Source organism: Prevotella denticola, assembly GCF_900454835.1.
Taxonomy (GTDB): Bacteria; Bacteroidota; Bacteroidia; order Bacteroidales; family Bacteroidaceae; genus Prevotella; species Prevotella denticola.
This window is the reverse complement of record NZ_UGTM01000002.1, coordinates 152,877-172,574: the sequence shown is the minus strand read 5'-3', so window position 1 is coordinate 172,574 and position 19,698 is coordinate 152,877. Positions and strand designations below refer to the sequence as shown.

Genomic DNA, 19,698 nt, shown 5'->3' with positions numbered 1-19,698 from the left:
AAAGACAAATGAGACAAGCAATCATAACAATTGCAATGGCAGCATGGGGCTGTGCAGTGCCTGTCATGGCGCAGACAGACCGCACACCGGCTTTGACGGCATCAGACCGCAACGGATGGGAGTATGAGGTAAAAGCCGGTGTGAACATCGGCGGGGCATCTCCGCTTCCGCTCCCTGTGGAAATCAGGGATATCAACAGCTACAGTCCGAAACTCAACGGCGTGCTGGAGGGGACCGTGACGAAATGGCTGGGCAGCGAACGGAAATGGGGAGTCTCTGCCGGGCTGAAGTTTGAAGAGAAAGGTATGATAACGGGTGCGACGGTGAAGAACTACAGCACGGAGATTATTTATGACGGCAGCCGGGTGGCCGGCTACTGGACGGGATTTGTGAAGACCGACTACAACACGACGCTTCTCACCGTTCCTGTCATGGCGAATTATCGTTTCAATGACCGTTGGAAAGTACGGGCAGGATTGTATTCCTCTCTTAAACTTGACGGTAATTTCGGCGGGACGGTGAGCGACGGCTATCTCCGTCAGGGTACTCCTGTAGGCGAGAAGCTGACTTTCGAGAATGGAGACAGTGCCCCTTATGATTTCTCTTCCAGCCTGCGCCATTTCCAGTGGGGCGGCCAGATGGGTGCGACATGGCGTGCTTTCAGCCACTTCACGGTGAATGCCGACCTCACGTGGGCTTTCAACGGTATCTTCGAAAGCAGTTTCAAGACCATCAGTTTCGGCCTCTATCCGATTTATCTGAACCTCGGTTTCGGTTATCGCTTCTGACGGAAGGGAAGCAGGTATGGATTTCTGATGCCGCAAGGACCTGGCAAGACAGGATAGGGAAAGGCTCCGTCTGTATTCTGAATTACCTGTGTAATCTCTCCGGACGCAGCATCCTGTTCTGTTGAAGACATGAAAAGGGGTGTATCAGCAAGACTGTCACAGACAATCTTCTGATACACCCCTTTGGTTTTTACCTGTTATGATGAGGCCGCTTATGTGCCCGTCAATGTTGCTTGTTCTTCTTCAGCTTCTCCACGTAAGCGTCGATGGCGGCGATGGCCGTGATGTTCACGATGTCGCGTACCGAACACTCGAAATCGGTGAAATGGATAGGTTTGTTCAGTCCCATCTGGATAGGACCGATGACCTCGGTCTCGGGACTCAGGCTCTGCAGGAGCTTGTAGCCGCTGTTGGCAGAGGAGAGGTCAGGGAAGACGAGCGTGTTGACTTCCTTCCCTTTCAGCCGTGTGAACGGGTACTTCTCGTCGCGCAGCTGTCTGTTGAGTGCGAAGTTCACCTGCATCTCGCCGTCGATGGCCAGATCCGGACACTCGCGTTGCAAGGTCTCCACGGCTGTGTGTACCTTCAGCGGAGAGCCCTCCTTGTCAGAACCGAAGTTGGAGTAGGAGAGCATGGCGATTACAGGTTCGTCGTTGAAGAACCTGACAGAGTGGGCTGCCAGCCGGGCTACGTCGGCCAGCACGTCGCCGTCGGGGTGGCGGTTGATCAGCGTGTCGGCGATATAGTACACACCCTTCTTGGTGTTCAGGATGTGCATGGTGCCGAAGTGCCTGTACTCCGGCCGTATGCCGATGACATCCTTGGCTACCTTGATGGTATTGCTGTACTTCGTGTACAGTCCTGTGATGAACGCATCTGCATCGCCGTTCTCGACCATGGACATACCGAAGTAGTTGCGCTCGTACATCTTGTCGTAGGCTTCTTCGAAAGTGTATCCCTCACGCGCACGCTTCTCTGCCAGATGCTTAGCGTAGGTGGCGCGGCGGCCCTGTTCCTTGTCGGCACGCATATCAATGATTTCTATATCGGAGATGTCCAGCTTCAACCGGTTGGCGACACGGTTCAGACGGTCTGGGTTCCCCAGCAGGATCGGCACGCAGATGCCTTCCTGTTTTGCCTGTACGGCAGCCTTCATCATCGTCTGATGACCGCCCTCTGCAAAGACGATGCGCTGCGGATGGCGGGCTGCCGTGGCGTGGAGGGTACGGGTCAGCTTGGTTTCCTGCCCCAGCATCTGGCGCAGGTTCTGCTTGTAGGCCTCGAAGTCCTTGATCGGCGTGCGTGCCACACCGCTCTCCATGGCGGCCTTGGCGACCGCTGCACTGACCTCTGTTATCAGCCGCGGGTCGACCGGTTTCGGAATGAAGTACTTCGGTCCGAAGATCAGGTCGTTCACATGATAGACCTCATTCACTACGTCAGGTACAGCCTGCTTGGCCAGGCCGGCAATCGCTTTTACGGCTGCCATCTTCATCTCCTCGTTGATGGCCTTGGCATGGACATCCAGTGCGCCGCGGAAGATGTAGGGGAATCCGATGACGTTGTTGATCTGGTTGGGATAGTCTGAACGGCCGGTCGACATAATGACATCAGGGCGTGCGGCAACGGCATCTTCATAGGATATCTCGGGAACAGGATTGGCCAGTGCGAACACGACCGGATGGTCGTTCATAGACCGTACCATGTCCTGTGTGAGGATGTTGCCCTTGGACAGTCCTACGAATACGTCAGCTCCCTTGATGGCTTCTTCCAGTGTATGGACGTCGCGGCGGTCGGTGGCGAAGAGAGCTTTCTGCGGTGTCAGATTCTTGCGGTCGGAGGTGATGACACCCTTGGAGTCGAGCATGAGGATGTTCTCTTTCTTCAGTCCCAGGGCCATGTACAGCTTCGTACAGGAGATGGCGGCGGCACCTGCGCCGTTGACGACTAATTTCACGTCGGCAATGTCCTTGCCGGCGACTTCCAGTGCATTCTTCAGTCCGGCAGCCGAGATGATGGCCGTTCCGTGCTGGTCATCATGCATGACCGGAATGTCGAGGTTTTTCTTCAGCCGTTCTTCTATGGCGAAGCACTCCGGTGCCTTGATGTCCTCAAGGTTGATGCCGCCGAAGGTCGGAGCGATTTTCTCAACGGCTTCGCAGAATTTGTCGGGATCCTGCTCGTTTACCTCGATGTCGAATACATCGATGCCGCCGTAGATCTTGAACAGCAGGCCTTTGCCTTCCATGACAGGCTTGCCGCTCATGGCGCCGATGTTGCCCAGTCCCAGGACGGCCGTACCGTTGCTGATGACGGCCACCAGGTTGCCTTTGTCGGTGTATTTATATACGTCGTCGGGATTCTGCTGGATTTCCAGACAGGGATAAGCCACGCCCGGCGAATAAGCCAGGCTGAGATCTGTCTGTGTGCTGTAAGGTTTTGTCGGCTTGACCTCGATCTTACCTGGGCGACCGTTGTGATGATATTCCAGAGCCGCCTCTTTTGTTACCTTGACCATAATTAATCTTTTCCTTTTTATATTAGAAATTGTACTTTCGTTCTACAAAGTTAGTAAAATCCACCCTAAAACAAACTGCATTATCAAAGTTTTTTGTAATTTTGCCGCAAAAACAGACGCTCATGCATAATACAGCGACAGAAACCCCATACCGGCAGGAACTCAAGGAGAGCATTCTCCGCGTTTCCACAGCACTCTTCCACAGATACGGAATCAGGCAGGTCAAGATGGACGACATTGCCAACGACCTGAGGATATCGAAGCGTACGCTCTATGAAATCTACAGCACAAAGGAAGAGCTGATTCTGGAAGTGATGCGCCATGACAAGCTGGAAGAAAGCAGTCGGATGGGGGAAATCGACAGGCATGGGCAGAATGTCATCAAGATCGTCATCGAAATCTGCAAGTACCGTATCGAGGAATTCAGCAGAATCAATCCGCTTTTCTTCGAGGATATCCACAAGTATCCGGAACTGCTCGCCCAGGTCCGCAAACTGCATGAGAAGCGGGAATGTGATGTCCGCTCTTTCGTACTGCGGGGGGTCGACGAGGGATTCTTCCTTCCTGACGTGAACTACGAGATTATCCGCACGCTGACGAATGCTTCACAGCAGGCCATCATGAACCAGTTCCTTTACCGGAAGTATGAAGTGACCGAGCTGGCTTACGTGTCCATCCTGCTCTTTGTCAGGGGATTCTGTACGTTGAAGGGTATCAAGTTGCTGGATGAAGAACTGAAATCGCTTGCATGTGCGAGCCGTGACAAATAAAGGACTCCCGGCGTAGATATAGCCGTCGGGTTATTAAAATGAGACGTCCGGACAAAAAGTTTAAAATAAAAGATGAAAGATAACATCTGCAGAACCTTGCTGCTGACATTTCTGGTGGCATTGTTCCTCTTTTTCCTCCATTTCCTCCCGACTTTCAAGATAGATGGGACGGAACTGCGGGAGATAGATATCCTGAGTGACCTTGCACGGCAGAAGAAGGAACTGAAAGAGGTCATCCCATCACCCAAGGAGCCTTCGGCATCCATTGCGTACGACAAGGATGGAAAGACTGTCGACTTCAGGGAAGTGTGGCCCAAGGGGACGGAACGCATCGTAGACTATTCGGCAGGGAAGCCCGGCGGACTTGATCACTTCTACAGTCAGCTCAACCGGCTGGCACAGCGGCAGGCCGTCGGTCGTCCCGTGCGGATTGCCTACTTCGGCGATTCGTTCATTGAGGGTGACATCCTGCTGGCCGACCTGCGTGAAGACCTCCAGCGGCAGTATGGCGGCTATGGCGTGGGCTGGATCGATGCCGGCAACGATCTGGACCAGTACAAGCATACCGTGGACGACAAGTTCACAGGACTTACGGAGCACATGGTGAAGAAGCCGGCAGGCTATGATGTCAGTCAGGCCGGAATAGCCGAACGTTATTACACAATGAGTGGACAGGCCACGATGTCGTTTGCACCTTTCACCTTGACACACGATTATCCGCACACGGAGAAGTGGGCGGTCACATGGCTCTATCTGCGCTCGAGGGGTGGGGCTGAAGTCGGTTTCGAGCTGGACGGTGGAAGGCAGTCCACGCTGCATGTAAGTCCTTCGCCCGAAGTGCAAGCCGTGAAGATGGACGGAATTACTGCCCATGCAACGGTCAAGGTGAATGGCGGCAGCACCGTCCTTTTCGGTACTTCCCAGGAAGGCCGGGAGGGAGTCGTGCTCGACAACTTCAGTATGCGTGGCTCTTCCGGTATCACCCTGGCAAAGCTCCCCGCACAAATGCTGAAGGAGTTTTCCAGTGTACGCCCTTACGATCTCATCGTCTTCCAGTTCGGTGTCAATGCCGTTGATGCGCAGACGACCCCCGAACGGCTGAAGAAATACATGGCCGATATGAAGCGGGTGGTGGAACTCTTCCGCAGGTGTTTCCCAGAGACAAGTATCCTCATTGTCAGCAGTCCCGATCGCGGTTCGAAAACATCCCCCGACGGTACGATGAAAGGTGTCGAGATGCTTGTGGGCTACCAGGAGCAGCTTGCCGCCGACTGCCACGTAGGTTTCTACAGTCTCTTCCGGGCAATGGGCGGTGCCGGTACGATGATGCGTATCGTCGACGAACAGGACATGGGCACCAAAGACTATGTACACATCAATTACAAAGGCGGAAAATACGTCAGCCGGCGTATCTTCAAGTCGATTGTAGCCGGACAGAAGAATTATGCACGTCGTGCAAAACTGATGGAGAAGTAAGCTGTCGTCGGCCGGTCAGCTCTCTATTTCCAATAAAGAATCAAGATGGAAACAAATGATTTTCTCAGCCAGCTTATGGCGGTCTTAAAGATGTTCCTGCAGAGTATAACATCGTATGTCTCGAGCCTCGATCTCACGAAGGTGGCAGACATCCTGCTTTACAACCCACGTGAACCGCTCCTTTTCTCGTCGGGGGCCTTCCTTTTCATTTTTCTTGTCTTCATGGCGGTCTATTACTGTCTGCGCAACAAAGTAGATGCAAGACTGCTTTTCGTGACGCTCTTCTCCTATTACTTCTTCTATAAGAGCAGTGGTTTCTATTTTCTGCTGCTGGTCATCGTCACCGTCAGCGACTATTACATTGCCCGCCGAGTGGCCCGAGGAAAGCATCCTAAACAGTGGCTGGCCTTGAGCCTGCTTGTCGACCTCGGCCTGCTGGCCTACTTCAAGTATACCAACTTCTTTGCAGGAATGGTCGCACAGATGATCGGCGGGAACTTCCAGCCATGGGATATTTTCCTGCCCGTAGGCATCAGCTTCTACACCTTCAAGACAATCTCCTACGTCGTCGATGTCTACAGGAAGAAAGTACTGCCGATGGATTCGATGCTCGACTACGCTTTCTACGTCAGTTTTTTCCCGACACTCCTCGCAGGGCCTATCACCCGCACGACCGACTTTGGTCCGCAGATACGCAAGCCGCTCCATGTCAGCCGTGAGATGTTTGCGCAGGGCGTGTTCTTCATCATCATAGGACTCTTCAAGAAAGCGGTCATCTCCGATTATATCTCTCAGAACTTCGTCGACCGTATCTTCGACAACCCTACGCTTTTCTCCGGTGGAGAGGTGCTGCTCGGGCTTTATGGTTACTGCATACAGATTTACTGTGACTTCTCCGGCTATTCGGACATGGCCATCGGCATTGCACTGTTGCTCGGCTTCAAGATTCCGATGAACTTCAATGCACCGCTCACGGCCGACTCCATGACAGACTTCTGGCGTCGATGGCATATCTCGCTTTCTACGTGGATCCGTGATTACGTCTACATCTCGCTTGGCGGAAACCGCCATGGAACACTGCGTATGTATCTCAACCAGATGGTGTCGATGACAGCCTGCGGACTGTGGCACGGTGCATCGCTGAACTTCGTTGTCTGGGGTGTGTTGCACGGCGCATTGGTCTGCCTGCATAAGTTCTGGTCGCAGACTGTCATGAAGCATGACCGTCATTATCATCCATCCGGCCTGCGTCGCTTCGTATCAGTGTTCGTCACTTTCCATGTCCTCTGCTTCACATGGCTTTTCTTCCGCTGCAGGGATTTCGAGGGAGTGTGGGTCATGCTCAGACAGATGTTTACAAAATTCAATCCCTCTGTTCTTCCCGATGTCTTTGCAGCCTATAAATATGTCTTTCTGCTCATGGCATTCGCCCTTCTCACGCACTGGATTCCAGACAGATGGCAGAATTGCTGCGTGCGCATTCTGGAGAAAGGCGGGGTGGTATTCTCTGCCATCGCCATCACTGCCGTCATCTTCATCATCATGCAGGTGAAGAGTTCTGATATACAGCCGTTCATTTATTTCCAGTTCTGACTTCAGGAGGGAAGTCGGGACTAATATACGGCTGTTCATCTTTTTTCAGTTCTGGCTTCAGGAGGAAGTCGGGAAGAATCTGCTTTTCCTCTCTTTTCAGGGGAGAGGAAGGATGCCTGCCGGCGTGTTTGACTTTCAACTCTTACAGGAAAAGAGTTCCTCGTAGAATCTATGTAGGTGTCTCGTGGAACGTGATGCCTTGCGGAGCACCGTTGATGTACACGCCCTCCATCGTACCGTAGCTCTTCATGATGCGTTCACCGGCAGCATTGTAAGTGCAACCGGTTTGTCTTGTCGTTATCGCTTAAGACCATGAGGCGGTTGTCCTCGTCCCAGTATGCAGGATGAGGAACCAGTAGATAATTACTGATTTTTTCCTGTCAGTGTGCCGAGGGTAAACACCATTGGTGTTGAGGGGGTACACCCATGGTGTCAAGGCTTAGCACGGGTCACGTCAAGCATTATAATCGGATAGAAGTAGTGTGCTTTTCCTGAAAGTAAGGTTTCTGAATAAACCTCATAATCTCCCGATAAAGAGTCTGCCGCAGAAGAATATACTTCAGGATAAAACATAGTCTGGCATTCATCCACGGCAGATGCGCCTGTGATCAATCTGCTGTGAAATTATTTTCCTGTCACTACCGTCACTCTGTAAATACACATAATATGCTGATAAACAATGTGTTAGTGAATAGTGTTAAAAGTGACAGCAAATGAGGAATAAACTTTTGTCCTTAATTCCGCAGCACAATTTCTTGTGAGAACTCCAAGTGCCTGAGAAACAAAGTTCTCAAAACACTTGGATATGTCAGAAATTTCACCTATCTTGGTGCTGCAAACATAACAAGTAAGCAAAAATCTGACATGACAAAGGTAGCAATAAAAAACGAGAATATCGCTTCTTTCGGTGGAATTTATCACATCATGGACGTTTTTTCAAGGTTGGGCTTTGAAAAACTTACCGAATCCGTGTTGGGCAGACGCGGATGCAGCGGCAAGGCATTCAGCCATGGAAGCATTTTCGGCTCTCTCTTCTTCAGCTACCTTTGTGGTGGAGAATGCCTTGAGGACATCAATGTGCTTATAGGGCAGTTCAAGCAGAGACCTGACACGCAATTACCCGGTGCCGACACTGTGGGGCGCGGACTAAAGGAGCTTGCCGAAAAGAATATTGTCTATAAGAGCGAGACCTCCGACAAGTCGTATAGTTTCAACACAGCAGAAAAGTTGAATACCTTACTTTTACGGATGATACGGAGAATGGGGATTATAAAGGTAGGCAGTCATGTTGACTTAGACTTTGACCACCAGTTTATTCCAGCCCACAAGTTCGATGCAAAGTATTCTTACAAGCAGGATTCTGGCTATTTCCCCGGTTGGGCTTCCATTGGGGGAATCATAGTCGGAGGTGAGAATCGTGACGGAAACACTAATGTGAGATTCCATCAAGAAGACACGCTCCGTCGCATTATGGACCGTGTAACCTCAGAACTTGGGGTGGTAATAGAGCGTTTCCGTGCCGATTGTGGATCGTTCTCAAAGGAAATCATCCAAACCGTAGAGCAGCATTGCAACACGTTCTACATACGTGCAGCCAACTGCGGCAGCCGACACGAGGACTTCGGCCAGCTGAAAGAATGGAAGAGTGTTGAGGTTGGTTATGAGAAATGCGATGTCACCTCCGTCAGCATGGACAACTTAATAGAAGGAAAGTCATACAGGCTTGTCGTACAGCGTACTCCCTTGAAAGACAGGCACGGCAGGGAACAGACGGATATGTTCGGGGTGATATACACATACCGCTGTATCCTTACCAACAACCAGACATCCACAGAGAAGGACATCATCACATTCTACAATGAACGCGGAGCGAGCGAAAAGAACTTCGATATACAGAACAATGACTTCGGATGGTCACATCTGCCATTTTCCTTCATGGCTGAGAACATGGTTTTCATGATGGTTACCGCCATGCTGAAGAACTTCTATCTCTATCTCGTCCGTCATATCAGCGAGAAGGTCAAGCCGTTGAAAAAGACAAGCAGGCTGAAAGCCTTTATCCTGCATTTCGTCAGCGTGCCAGCAAAATGGGTGCGCACTGGAAGACAGAACGTTCTGAACCTATATACAAATAAAACTTACTACGCTGAAGTCTTCATTGAATAAACACTATTTCTTTGTGGCTATCATACTTCCCCATTGGTTTGGGTGGGGGATTTTATGCTTAGAAAAGAACCAAGAAACACCGAAGCACCTCATATCAACATATAGAACCCCAAAAAGACATCTCAACATATAAAATTTTCTCACAAGAAAAAATACTGCGGAATTAAGGTTTGTAGTAAATAATCGTTAATTATCCACAGCATCATAACGATATATGTTTTCCATCACAGTCTGACCGTCCGCTGTAAGGTTCATCACCTGCAGACGTTCACGCTGCTTGTCGTAGGTATAGGTAGTTTCCGTGCCATTACCGAGTTTCGTATAGACCGTATGACCCTCTTTATCGTAACCTATCCTGTCAACAATAACGCTCTGACGTCCCTGTTTATTGCTCGTAAGACGCTAGCATTGTAATGGTAGGTCACCACTTCATCATCAGGATAAGTCATCGTCTGCACACGGTTCCAGCTATCATACGTAGCACCATAGACATAAGTCCTAATATCTGCCACACTCGCCATCACCGTACGGACGGTCTTTGTCACCTCACCCTGACAACCATAGTAATAGGCTTCACCGCCACTTGCATCCTCAACGAGGGCAAGACGACCAGCGCGATTATACTTATCGCCAGCTTTACCATAGGTATAAGTAACACGATTAAAGAGGTTTTCTGGATAAAGTACCTCATGGAGTCGCTCGAAGTCGTAGGTGTAAGAGATGTAACCCTTGTCAGATATCGACTTCCTAAGCTCTGCCGTGAGTTTCGTCAGGAGGTTACCTGCCGCATCATAGGTCATATCCGTTTCACCAGCATCAGGATGGTTCACCATCAGTTTGCGACCAAGTAGGTCGTAGGCATACTTCGTCTCCCTACCGTTAGGATGCTGAACCGTCATCACCTGTCCGACAGGGTCATAGCTGTACTTCACCGTGATATCCTCACCACGGGCATGCTGCACCGTTTCACGGTTACGCCCCTTGGCATCCGTATAGCTCTCCGCATGTCGTCCCAGTGCATCCGTGACCGTTGTCTGGAGCATCGGTTCACCGTCATGACTACCGATACTGTAGGCTGTGCGTGTCACACTGCCATCAGCAAGCGTAACACTCATGGTACGGTCGTGCGCATCATACTCTGTCTTTGCCTGCAGATCACCTGTAGCATGGTTGTAAGTACCAATATTACCATAGCTCTCCGTCATTGGATAATAAGCCGCAATATTACGTCCAAAGGCATCGATAACAGCCCTTCCACTGACGATGGAGACCTTTTGATTGCTGCCACCAGACCAGACCACGCCCGTCTGCTTCGTCTGGACGGCACGCATCAGCGAGTCGGCAAAGGTATAGGTATCTATGTTGCCTTCCTTAGAATAATGAATGGTATGTGCCTTGCGTTCTGCAGGGAAGTACTCAAAACGGATAGTAAACGGCTGACCGCTCTCTATCTCATACGGAGCACGGATAGTCATCTGTCTGCCCAGTGCATCGTAAGTGTATTCCATCTTCTGCCCGTTAAGGTCGGTCGTTACAGACGGAGCATTCCAAAGACCGTCATAAGCCGTACTGGAGCTATAGCCGTAGGCATCCTTGACACTTGTCACAAGACTGTGATAGCGGTCGTCATAGGTATAGGCATAGAACATACGCTGATGGTTATAGTTCTCCGGCTTCGTCATGCGTGTGATGTTACCATAGCCATCGTAAGTCATGTTATAGACAGAAGGCTTGTCACCATTATGAAGCACGATCTCCGTTATCTCACCGTTACCGTCCACCTTCGTGCTGCGTTCACGGTAAGTCTTACCGCCACTGCTGACAGCGATATGGCTCGGAACACTGACAATATACTTGTCGGCTATCTTATGATAGTTAATGTTTGCCTCTAAGCTATAGGCTGTTGTAGTCTCCTTATATCCCTGTAGGTTACCATAGTCATCGTAAGTATTGCTGACAGCAACCGAAAGACTGTCCCCACTGGCTTCATCAAAGTTACTTTGAACGAGTGTCTTTAGGGCAGGGAAGACAACAGCATCTGTCGTATTATTACCAACGGCAAGTGTCTTCAGGTCGTAGTCATAGACTGCACCCTGCAGTTTCTTTCCATCAGCCGTATAGAGATACTCGCTCGTTACAAGACCATGCGCATAGTAATCCCTGTTCTTGCCATAGGTCTGTACGGAGTAACGATAGATTCTGTCACCGTTCTCGGTGTCTATCTGATTGGTACGTACCTGCCTGAAACCGTAGAAGTCACGCTCACGGCGGTCACGGTAGCCCCCGCTGTATTCAAAGGTGTTCCTGCTTCGTACTGCTCCGTTCTCTTTGTATCCGCCTGTCGTCTCAACAGATGACATCACCCAGCGGCGTCCCGGCAAATCGTAACTTGGAGTTGTCTGCTCATAGCTGATATGGATATGTCCGCCGAAAGGAAGCGTCACGGAGCGCAGCATGTTCGTTCTTCACGTAAGGTTGCGGTAGACTATGAGCCGCCTTCCTCCGTCAGCGACGACGATATCTGGATGTCCGTCACCGTCGATATCCCTTATCGCAGCCTCGGTACAGCTGACGCCGTCAGAAGCAAATCCTCCTTGAATGTAATCTTGCATTCCAGAAACCACACGAATATTTTTTTAATTCATAATAAGCAATGACCGTTTTTTGTAAAAGTCGTGCATACTCTGTAACTTTATTAGTATATTGCCCATTCCTTTAAGGAATCGGGAATAATGCTTACATCCAATTCCTTATATATTTTCCCTTCTGAATTAGTCTCAAAACATGATGTGTAACCTTTCCTGTCTCCTCCATTATTCGAAATAACATATACCATATTAGGCCTTAACCCCCTTACATAGATATACAAAGAATCATAGCATTTATTCTTTATAATGTCGTCTTTCCCGTCTATACTTATTATCCTAATGCGCTTGAAGGTACCTTCAGGTATTAATTTTTGGGAAATAAAGTCATACCTAAATCTATTAGAATGAGTACAGCTTAGCATCAATAAAGCACCTATTAGGAATATATAAAACGATGTGTTATTTCTTATCATTTTCTTTACGATACTCAACATATTCTTTCCATATTTTATCAATTATTCCTATTTTATATGAGTCTGATCTTTTTGAATGGAAAAGATTTCTTAAAAAACCAGATCCATACTTTTTATTTTTACTTAAGAATTTACTGAAGTCATAAAAGATAGCACGTCCTCTTTCCGCTTCATGTTCTAAAGTAGAGCCATCATGAGAACCGGCCTTAATATATGAATCTGCAAACATTCCTACATAATACTGGAGGCGATATTCATCTTTACTCGGAACGATAGCCCTCCCATTTGAATTTTCTCTTGCTTTCAATAAAGTTAAATAGATTTGATCTTCCAACTTATTACTTTGTATGATATGTTTAATGTGACCAACTTCATGGCTTGCTATGGCTAACCAATCCATAACACTTTGTCCAAATTTTTCATCATCAAACAGATTACTAGTATAAGTAGTCTCAAATGAGTTGCCATGTGGCAATGTTACACCTCCAAAATCAGTTTTATCAAGAAAGTCGTAATACGGCCAAGGATGTGACAGGCTCCTTTCATAAATACTCATTCCTTTAATATGCTTTTCATTAATACCAGAAACTAGAGAAAGCAGGTGGGCTGCAGGAGGCGTAAAAGTGTAATAACTGCGAGAAAAGATCCACCAACCTGTTTTATGTAATTTTAGCACGGAAGTTGGATAGAGTCCGTTTTCATCTATCAATTTAATTGGATTCCCCAGACAATATTCATATCCACTACAATCAACAAATTTCTCCGCTAACGGATCCACCCCATACCAAATACTTGCCACAGGATTCATATACCTTGCACCGTAATAGTATAGACCTGTTTCGTCATCAAATTGTTTGCCGTTAAACTTGTAAGGTAAGTCTTCAGATGATGAGTGCTCGTCAACGAGGAGTTCGCCATAGGGCAGGTAGGCATCGTATTGGGTGATATTGGCTTTATCGTCTGTGATGTAAGACGTGCTGCCCAAATGGTCAGAATGATAGAAGAAAGTCTCTTCCTTGGTGGTGTCGTTGGCAATGTAGCCGTAACCTGCCTGTGGATCATCAGGGTTACTCGGGTCATTCCAGGAGACAGGAGGGCCGGCGTTGGTGTCCGGCGTAGTGTTGGGGCGTGGTGTCTGTACCCATCCCTGCGGCACGTCGTGGTTGCCCAGCTCCCTGATGATGGAGTTGTAGCCGATGTGCGTGTTCTCCGGGTCACCATACGCACCCTTCATTGTAGGTACACCAGGAGCAATGCCCTGCTGCTTATAGTATGCCTCTTTCTGCTTCTGAATCTGATTCATGCGTTCAGCATAGTCCTGCTGACCAGCGGTTACATATGAGCCGTTACGCCCATAGACGTTATTGAACAGACCCGTTCCTATCCTTGAAGCAACTCGTTTGTCACCAAGGAAGTAATGTTTCGTAAAGCGATTCTTGTTGACAGAGAGGATACTTGCAGGATAAAGCGTGAAGTTTTCCGTCTCGTGGAACGTGATGCCTTGTGGTGCACCATTGATATACACACCTTCCATCGTACCGTAACTCTTCACGATGCGTTCGCCAGCAGCATTGTAAGTATAACGACTCGTCTTGCCATTATCAGAGAGTACCATCAGGCGATTGTCTTCGTCCCAGTACATCTCACGGGTAGTGTTCGTAGAGTCGTTCGTTACCAGTGTTGGATTACCGTTGGCATCGTATGTGTAATGGTCGTGACCAATCTGCGTTGGAGCTGTCGGGTGGTTACTGTCCTCATACTTATAAGCAAAGTTATAAGACTTAGCAGTTGTCGTTGAGTCCACCTTCTGAACTTTTGTCAGTGGTTCACTCATCCGTCCGAACGACATCACCATATCATACGATGCACGCTTTGCTTTACCGCTTGCATGAACAAGGCGGTTCAGCTCGTCATACTCATACGTATGCGAACTCCTTCCTCCCAGCTTCGCCCTATTGAGTTTTGTAAGCGACGTTGGGTCGGCAGCATTCGTAATACCGAGGATATTATCCACAGCATCATAACGATACCTGTTTTCCATCACAGTCTGACCGTCCGCTGTAAGGTTCATCACCTGCAGGCGTTCACGCTGCTTGTCGTAGGTATAGGTTGTCTCCGTGCCGTTACCAAGTTTCGTATAGACCGTATGCCCCTCCTTATCGTAACCTATCCTGTCAACAATAACGCTCTGACGTCCCTGTTTATTGCTCGTAAGACTCTCAACCTGTCCGGCAGCATTGTAGTGATAGGTAACCACTTCACCATCAGGATAAGTCATTGTCTGCACCCGGTTCCAGCTGTCATAGGTACATTATAGGTATAGGGTGCAAAATCTTATTTATCAGCTGTACATGCTGTACATATGGTTCGAAGACTAAACTTCTTCTATTATCTTTGCTATTTTTTTATCAATCTTTTCCATTTTAGGACAAAAAAAGGTCCTCTTATACATTTTTCTAAAGATAAGCACATCTGTTATATTATTTTTTATCCAAAGTTCGAAGATGATCAGAAGATCTAATGATAGTTTTTTCCCTGTATAATCTGTGATTAGAACATCATAATCACCTATTCGTTTATACACTTGATTCCCATTCGGATATAGAGTATATCCATTATTATTAAAAAACTTGATATTTCTCTTTATAAAATATGAATATTCCATAATAACGCTTATTTTGTAGAAGGAACATATCCTAGTCCTGGTATAATAAAAATAATAGCAGGATCAGCTCCATGTTTTATAGCATTGTCTATATTCTTAGCACCATTTTCCCAAGTTGGACGAACAGCGTGGTCAAAGCCTAATCCCCATAAAGTACCAAAATAGGGGATATATGAAGGCGTTTTTAGAGCCCCTTCTGTTAGATAGTATGATTGATCTTGGATAGTACTAGAAGTGATACCCTTATAAATACTTCCTCCAATATCTAATGTTGTAAGTACCGCTGCAGCCCGTCCAAAGATGTTAGAATACCTTGTAAACATTGGGAGCTTCTTATTTAAAGTTTGATTGACAAGCTGGGAAGTGTTTGCGTTTCTCCATATTTTGCCTGTCTGATCTATTTGCGCGTCAATCTTCCATTATATAAATATTGAGTAAACATGGAATTGTACATTTTAGAAATATCCTTTGTCCTTTTATATGCTGCAATATCGGCGAGACCTGCTATGGGGGTTGAAAAATCATTAACTATCATATTGTCAGCTATTGGTAACTTCTTGGGTCCAAAATCCCTTGTTAACGTTCCACCTGTTGTATATGCCTTTGTTCTTGTCTCGTCCATAGCGACAAACCATTCCCCACTTTCGTTATCTTTGTGGTATTGTGCACCTCTTTCTGAGGCCACTTTCTTAGCTGTATCTTCATCGTATAATCCAGTAGGATCTATAAGCCTAATAGGATTATCATGGCAATAAGTGTAAGAACATATATTAGCATACTTTTCCGCCAACGGATCCCCCCCATACCACAGACTCGTGACTGGGTTCATATACCTTGCACCGTAATAGTATAGACCAGTCTCATCATCAAACTGTTTGCCATTGAACTTATATGGCAATTCTTCACTACTGCTATGCTCGTCAACGAGAAGTTCACCGTATGGTAAGTAGGCATCATACTGTGTAATGTTGGCATGGTCATCTGTGATGTAAGACGTACTGCCGAGGTGGTCACTGTGATAGAAGAAGGTCTCTTCCTTTGTAGTGTCATTAAGAATATAACCATATCCAGCTTGAGGGTCATCAGGGTTGCTCGGGTCATTCCAGCTTACGGGTGGACCAGGGTTGGTGCCTGGTGTCGTGTTAGGATGTGGTGTCTGAATCCAACCCTGTGGCACATCGTGGTTGCCGAGTGTGTCAATGATAGAGTTATATCCTCGTTTTGTATTCTCGGGGTCACCATACGCACCCTTCATTGTAGGTACACCAGGAGCAATGCCCTGCTGTTTATAGTACGCTTCTTTCTGCTTCTGAATCTGATTCATGCGTTCAGCATAATCCTGCTGACCAGCGGTTACGTATGATCCATTGCGTCCATAGACGTTGTTGAACAGACCCGTTCCTATCCTTGAAGCAACTCGTTTGTCACCAATGAAGTAATGCTTTGTAAAGCGATTCTTGTTTACAGAGAGGATACTTGCAGGATAAAGCGTGAAGTTGTCCGTCTCGTGGAAAGTAATACCCTGTGGTGCACCATTGATATACACGCCCTCCATCGTACCGTAACTCTTCATGATGCGTTCACCAGCAGCATTGTAAGTGTAACGACTCGTCTTGCCATTATCAGAGAGTACCATCAGGCGATTGTCTTCATCCCAGTACATCTCTCGAGTAGTGTTCGTAGAGTCGTTCGTTACCAGCGTTGGATTACCGTTGGCATCGTATGTGTAATGATCGTGACCAATCTGCGTTGGAGCTGTCGGGTGGTTACTGTCCTCATACTTATAAGCGAAGTTATAAGACTTAGCAGTTGTCGTTGAGTCCACCTTCTGAACTTTTGTCAGTGGTTCACTCATCCGTCCGAACGACATCACCATATCATACGATGCACGCTTAGCCTTACCGCTTGCGTGGACAAGGCGGTTCAGCTCGTCATACACATACGTATGCGAACTCCTTCCTCCCAGCTTCGCCTTGTTGAGTTTCATCAGCGACGTTGGGTTGGCAGCATTCGTAATACCGAGGATATTATCCACAGCATCATAACGATACCTGTTTTCCATCACAGTCTGACCATCCGCTGTAAGGTTCATCACCTGCAGACGGTCACGCTGCTTGTCGTAGGCATAGGTGGCCTCCGTGCCATTACCGAGTTTCGTATAGACCGTATGACCCTCCTTATCGTAACCTATCCTATCAACAATAACGCTCTGACGTCCCTGTTTATTGCTCGTAAGACGCTCAACCTGTCCGGCAGCATTGTAGTGATAGGTCACCACTTCACCATCAGGATAAGTCATCGTCTGCACACGGTTCCAGCTATCATACGTAGCACCATAGACATAAGTCCTAATATCCGCCACACTCGCCATCACCGTACGGACGGTCTTCGTCACCTCACCCTGTCGACCGTAGTAGTAGGCTTCACCGCCACTCGCATCCTCAACGAGGGCAAGACAAAAAGACAAAAATAAGCTTCATTCCTTACTTCCATGATAGCCTTTCATGTAGGATCTCATGCAAAGTACTGAGAGTAAGCCTAATGAAAGGATTCCCAATCTAACATATATATCCTCTTTTTCATCATAAAAAAGTGTATCATTCCATTTATTATGGTATAAAATTTTATTTAGATTCCCTTCATTTATATCCTTCCTACTTACAGTGACAGTATATTCCTTACCCATATAACGTACAATGATATAGGAAGTTATATTTATAGCACCACTATGTTCTGACACTATTTTATATGACTTAATTGGACCCGATTTTATTGCTTGAGTATCGTAATAAACAACTATAATACTGTAGAATAAATATATAATACAGCCAGAGATCATCAATAGAAGATATCTACGAACTTGTTTGTATTCCATTTTATTGACCACCATAATCTTTAGGTAATTGTGATTGTACTTTCTTTCCAACTTCTTTTTTTACCGTCTCTACCCCTGTTGTAAATGAGACCAAAGTCCCATATAATGCTCTCGCTTCTCTCATTGCTGATTTAGCATTTCTAATTAATTTCATGTTAGGAGTTCTACGTGACTGTAATTTTTCTAATTTATGTAAAGCAACACTATAGTTATGCCTAGCCTCTGTTGTTGCCTTTTTTAGATAGCTTGACGGGAGGATATGTCCAACACCTTTGCTTATAAGAGTTTCTGCTATGATGGACTTCACAGACATTTCTTCTTTATTTATAACTCTCCCTGTCTTTATCATCTAATAGAGGAAATCAAAACTTTAACTTATCAATGGAGCAATATATGCTATACTCCATTGATAAGTATTTTTTTATTAATTCACTTTCTTTGTCCAAAGCCTACCATTGCTCGTATCTGCTTTAGGAGTGTCCCGCTCTTATGAGAAGCATCGATAAAATGAATATAATATTCCTCATAACGCTTTATATTTGATGACCAATACGAATTCATTTTAATTTCTTCAACCAAAACAATGTATCATCCCGTTTTAGATTTTTCCTCCAATCTCTTATATTGTTGCCTAATCCAAAGAGTAGAATAGCATCTTTATCATAAATATCATAGAGGATCAGATTTGCTGCAAAATCGGTCTTCTTATCAGATAATAAGTGCCTCCACATTTCCTTTTTTATTTTCTTAACGATACTTTTCTGTTTATCTGTCAGCTTAACACGCACTCTATAGCCCTTATTTATAATAGGAACACAGGTGTCACATGCGACTAAGAGGATATTATAATGAAGTTTATCATTCTTTATAAATGATAAGTTATTCGATGAATATCTGTTATTTAACTGCTGATTATTACAGTTAGTTGTAATAACAAGCATTACGCCAATCAATAGTAAGCCAAATCTTTTCATATCTATTTTTTATTGTTTTCGTACTGCTTTACCTTGTTTGATATAATCTTTTCTGAGTGAGGTATTGGGAGATAATATCTTCCGTAAGTTTATATTTTTATTTTTAGAATAATTTTGAATTAAGGAATTAATTCTTTTATTTTCTTCTCCTGGATATTGAAACCCAATATCAGCCGCAACCTTTATTTGGTTTATCTGACCATCAAGTTCTGTCTCCATTATCTTCTTAGCATAAACTTCTGGAGATATTTTCTTATTTGCAACATCATTTGTAGCTTTTGCAAGCTTAGCTTTATTTGCCCTATTAGATAATTCGTGTGTTAATTTTATAACTTGGAATTTTACTCTTTTATCCTTCGTTATTTGGATATGCCCCGTAATAGGATCCGTACTAGCCTCATTTCCAAAGCGAATAACACTATTAATATTTGCTTTATTTACATTTGCAGCTTTCATTAAAGATGAGAATTTTTTACTATTTTTTGTACCATAATCTATTATTTGAATAATTGTCGGTGGTACTTTGGATTGTCTCCCATCTGGGTCAATTAGGACAATAGGATTATTATGACAATAAATGTATGGACTGATTTCTGGATATTTCTCTATCATAGGATCTACCCCCAACCACATGGAGATTTCGGGATCCATGTACCTGGCTCCGTAATAGTACAAGCCAGTCTCATCATCGAGCTGTTTACCATTGAACTTATACGGTAGGTCTTCAGAGCAACTGTGCTCATCAACTAAGAGTTTAGAACGTAAGAATAGTGTTTGTGGTGAAGTTAGAACATAAATATGAGAGACATCAG

Annotated in this window: 14 protein-coding genes and 3 pseudogenes; 5 read left to right on the top strand and 12 right to left on the bottom strand. The window is 46.3% G+C overall.

Going from position 1 to position 19,698, the window contains the following annotated elements:
* The first annotated feature begins 8 nt into the window (after positions 1-8).
* Positions 9-788, top strand: coding sequence for a porin family protein (locus tag DYH27_RS08865; protein ID WP_013670447.1), 780 nt, complete (start codon positions 9-11; stop codon positions 786-788).
* Positions 789-1,011: 223 nt separating this feature from the next.
* On the opposite strand, the gene DYH27_RS08855 is transcribed toward DYH27_RS08865, so the two are convergent.
* Entirely contained in the window at positions 1,012-3,306 is a 2,295-nt protein-coding gene (locus tag DYH27_RS08855) for an NADP-dependent malic enzyme (protein ID WP_025068424.1), read from the bottom strand.
* A 122-nt stretch (positions 3,307-3,428) separates the two neighbouring features.
* Here DYH27_RS08855 and DYH27_RS08850 point away from each other — a divergent pair, with 122 nt between their 5' ends.
* The 4 genes from DYH27_RS08850 (at position 3,429) to DYH27_RS08825 (ending at position 9,311) form a co-directional block, all read left to right on the top strand.
* Positions 3,429-4,076 carry a TetR/AcrR family transcriptional regulator gene (locus DYH27_RS08850; RefSeq protein ID WP_025068425.1) on the top strand — a complete coding sequence of 216 codons (648 nt, stop codon included), beginning with the start codon at positions 3,429-3,431 and terminating at the stop codon, positions 4,074-4,076.
* 72 nt (positions 4,077-4,148) lie between these two features.
* Positions 4,149-5,552, top strand: a complete 1,404-nt coding sequence (locus DYH27_RS08845; protein ID WP_025068426.1) for an SGNH/GDSL hydrolase family protein — start codon at positions 4,149-4,151, stop codon at positions 5,550-5,552.
* Positions 5,553-5,597: 45 nt separating this feature from the next.
* Positions 5,598-7,145 carry an MBOAT family O-acyltransferase gene (locus tag DYH27_RS08840; RefSeq protein WP_029216339.1) on the top strand — a complete coding sequence of 516 codons (1,548 nt, stop codon included), beginning with the start codon at positions 5,598-5,600 and terminating at the stop codon, positions 7,143-7,145.
* 864 nt (positions 7,146-8,009) lie between these two features.
* Positions 8,010-9,311 (top strand): IS1380 family transposase, encoded by a 1,302-nt coding sequence (locus tag DYH27_RS08825; RefSeq protein WP_115338012.1) that lies wholly within the window; start codon positions 8,010-8,012, stop codon positions 9,309-9,311.
* Positions 9,312-9,500: 189 nt separating this feature from the next.
* Here the strand turns inward: DYH27_RS08825 and DYH27_RS08815 are convergent.
* The 11 genes and pseudogenes from DYH27_RS08815 to DYH27_RS13580 form a co-directional block, all read right to left on the bottom strand.
* Positions 9,501-11,767: pseudogene (locus DYH27_RS08815) on the bottom strand (toxin TcdB middle/N-terminal domain-containing protein); the annotation flags it as partial.
* Positions 11,768-11,776: 9 nt separating this feature from the next.
* Positions 11,777-11,923 (bottom strand): FG-GAP repeat protein, encoded by a 147-nt coding sequence (locus DYH27_RS13765; RefSeq protein ID WP_115338011.1) that lies wholly within the window; start codon positions 11,921-11,923, stop codon positions 11,777-11,779.
* Positions 11,924-12,006: 83 nt separating this feature from the next.
* On the bottom strand, positions 12,007-12,372 hold the full coding sequence (locus DYH27_RS08805) for a hypothetical protein (RefSeq protein WP_029216706.1): 366 nt from the start codon (positions 12,370-12,372) through the stop codon (positions 12,007-12,009).
* Complete coding sequence (locus tag DYH27_RS08800) at positions 12,359-14,014, bottom strand: RHS repeat-associated core domain-containing protein (protein WP_051528037.1); 1,656 nt, start codon at positions 14,012-14,014, stop codon at positions 12,359-12,361. The genes DYH27_RS08805 and DYH27_RS08800 overlap by 14 nt, the downstream gene beginning before the upstream one ends.
* Positions 14,015-14,746: 732 nt before the next feature.
* Entirely contained in the window at positions 14,747-15,037 is a 291-nt protein-coding gene (locus DYH27_RS08795) for a hypothetical protein (RefSeq protein ID WP_029216700.1), read from the bottom strand.
* An 8-nt stretch (positions 15,038-15,045) separates the two neighbouring features.
* Complete coding sequence (locus tag DYH27_RS13295; RefSeq protein WP_147287460.1) at positions 15,046-15,360, bottom strand: hypothetical protein; 315 nt, start codon at positions 15,358-15,360, stop codon at positions 15,046-15,048.
* A gap of 389 nt (positions 15,361-15,749) precedes the next feature.
* Positions 15,750-17,336, bottom strand: a pseudogene (locus DYH27_RS08790) (RHS repeat-associated core domain-containing protein); the annotation flags it as partial.
* A 177-nt stretch (positions 17,337-17,513) separates the two neighbouring features.
* The gene (locus tag DYH27_RS08785; protein WP_025068436.1) at positions 17,514-17,927 is read right to left on the bottom strand and encodes a hypothetical protein; all 414 of its coding nucleotides are present in this window, start codon (positions 17,925-17,927) and stop codon (positions 17,514-17,516) included.
* Positions 17,914-18,261, bottom strand: a complete 348-nt coding sequence (locus DYH27_RS08780) for a hypothetical protein (protein WP_025068435.1) — start codon at positions 18,259-18,261, stop codon at positions 17,914-17,916. The genes DYH27_RS08785 and DYH27_RS08780 overlap by 14 nt, the downstream gene beginning before the upstream one ends.
* Before the next feature lie 208 nt (positions 18,262-18,469).
* The gene (locus DYH27_RS08775; RefSeq protein ID WP_025068434.1) at positions 18,470-18,886 is read right to left on the bottom strand and encodes a hypothetical protein; all 417 of its coding nucleotides are present in this window, start codon (positions 18,884-18,886) and stop codon (positions 18,470-18,472) included.
* A 534-nt stretch (positions 18,887-19,420) separates the two neighbouring features.
* Positions 19,421-19,642, bottom strand: a pseudogene (locus DYH27_RS13580) (RHS repeat domain-containing protein); the annotation flags it as partial.
* Between the last annotated feature and the right edge of the window lie 56 nt (positions 19,643-19,698).

Bases quoted from the DNA above. Each gene is read 5' to 3' on its own strand.
- DYH27_RS08785 (WP_025068436.1), bottom strand. From the start codon at position 17,927: ATGGTGGTCAATAAAATGGAATACAAACAAGTTCGTAGATATCTTCTA.
- DYH27_RS08795 (WP_029216700.1), bottom strand. From the start codon at position 15,037: ATGGAATATTCATATTTTATAAAGAGAAATATCAAGTTTTTTAATAAT.
- DYH27_RS08825 (WP_115338012.1), top strand. From the start codon at position 8,010: ATGACAAAGGTAGCAATAAAAAACGAGAATATCGCTTCTTTCGGTGGA.
- DYH27_RS08805 (WP_029216706.1), bottom strand. From the start codon at position 12,372: ATGATAAGAAATAACACATCGTTTTATATATTCCTAATAGGTGCTTTA.
- DYH27_RS13295 (WP_147287460.1), bottom strand. From the start codon at position 15,360: ATGTTTACAAGGTATTCTAACATCTTTGGACGGGCTGCAGCGGTACTT.
- DYH27_RS08840 (WP_029216339.1), top strand. From the start codon at position 5,598: ATGGAAACAAATGATTTTCTCAGCCAGCTTATGGCGGTCTTAAAGATG.
- DYH27_RS08780 (WP_025068435.1), bottom strand. From the start codon at position 18,261: ATGATAAAGACAGGGAGAGTTATAAATAAAGAAGAAATGTCTGTGAAG.
- DYH27_RS08845 (WP_025068426.1), top strand. From the start codon at position 4,149: ATGAAAGATAACATCTGCAGAACCTTGCTGCTGACATTTCTGGTGGCA.
- DYH27_RS13765 (WP_115338011.1), bottom strand. From the start codon at position 11,923: ATGCAAGATTACATTCAAGGAGGATTTGCTTCTGACGGCGTCAGCTGT.
- DYH27_RS08800 (WP_051528037.1), bottom strand. From the start codon at position 14,014: ATGTACTGGGACGAAGACAATCGCCTGATGGTACTCTCTGATAATGGC.
- DYH27_RS08855 (WP_025068424.1), bottom strand. From the start codon at position 3,306: ATGGTCAAGGTAACAAAAGAGGCGGCTCTGGAATATCATCACAACGGT.
- DYH27_RS08850 (WP_025068425.1), top strand. From the start codon at position 3,429: ATGCATAATACAGCGACAGAAACCCCATACCGGCAGGAACTCAAGGAG.
- DYH27_RS08865 (WP_013670447.1), top strand. From the start codon at position 9: ATGAGACAAGCAATCATAACAATTGCAATGGCAGCATGGGGCTGTGCA.
- DYH27_RS08775 (WP_025068434.1), bottom strand. From the start codon at position 18,886: ATGAAAAGATTTGGCTTACTATTGATTGGCGTAATGCTTGTTATTACA.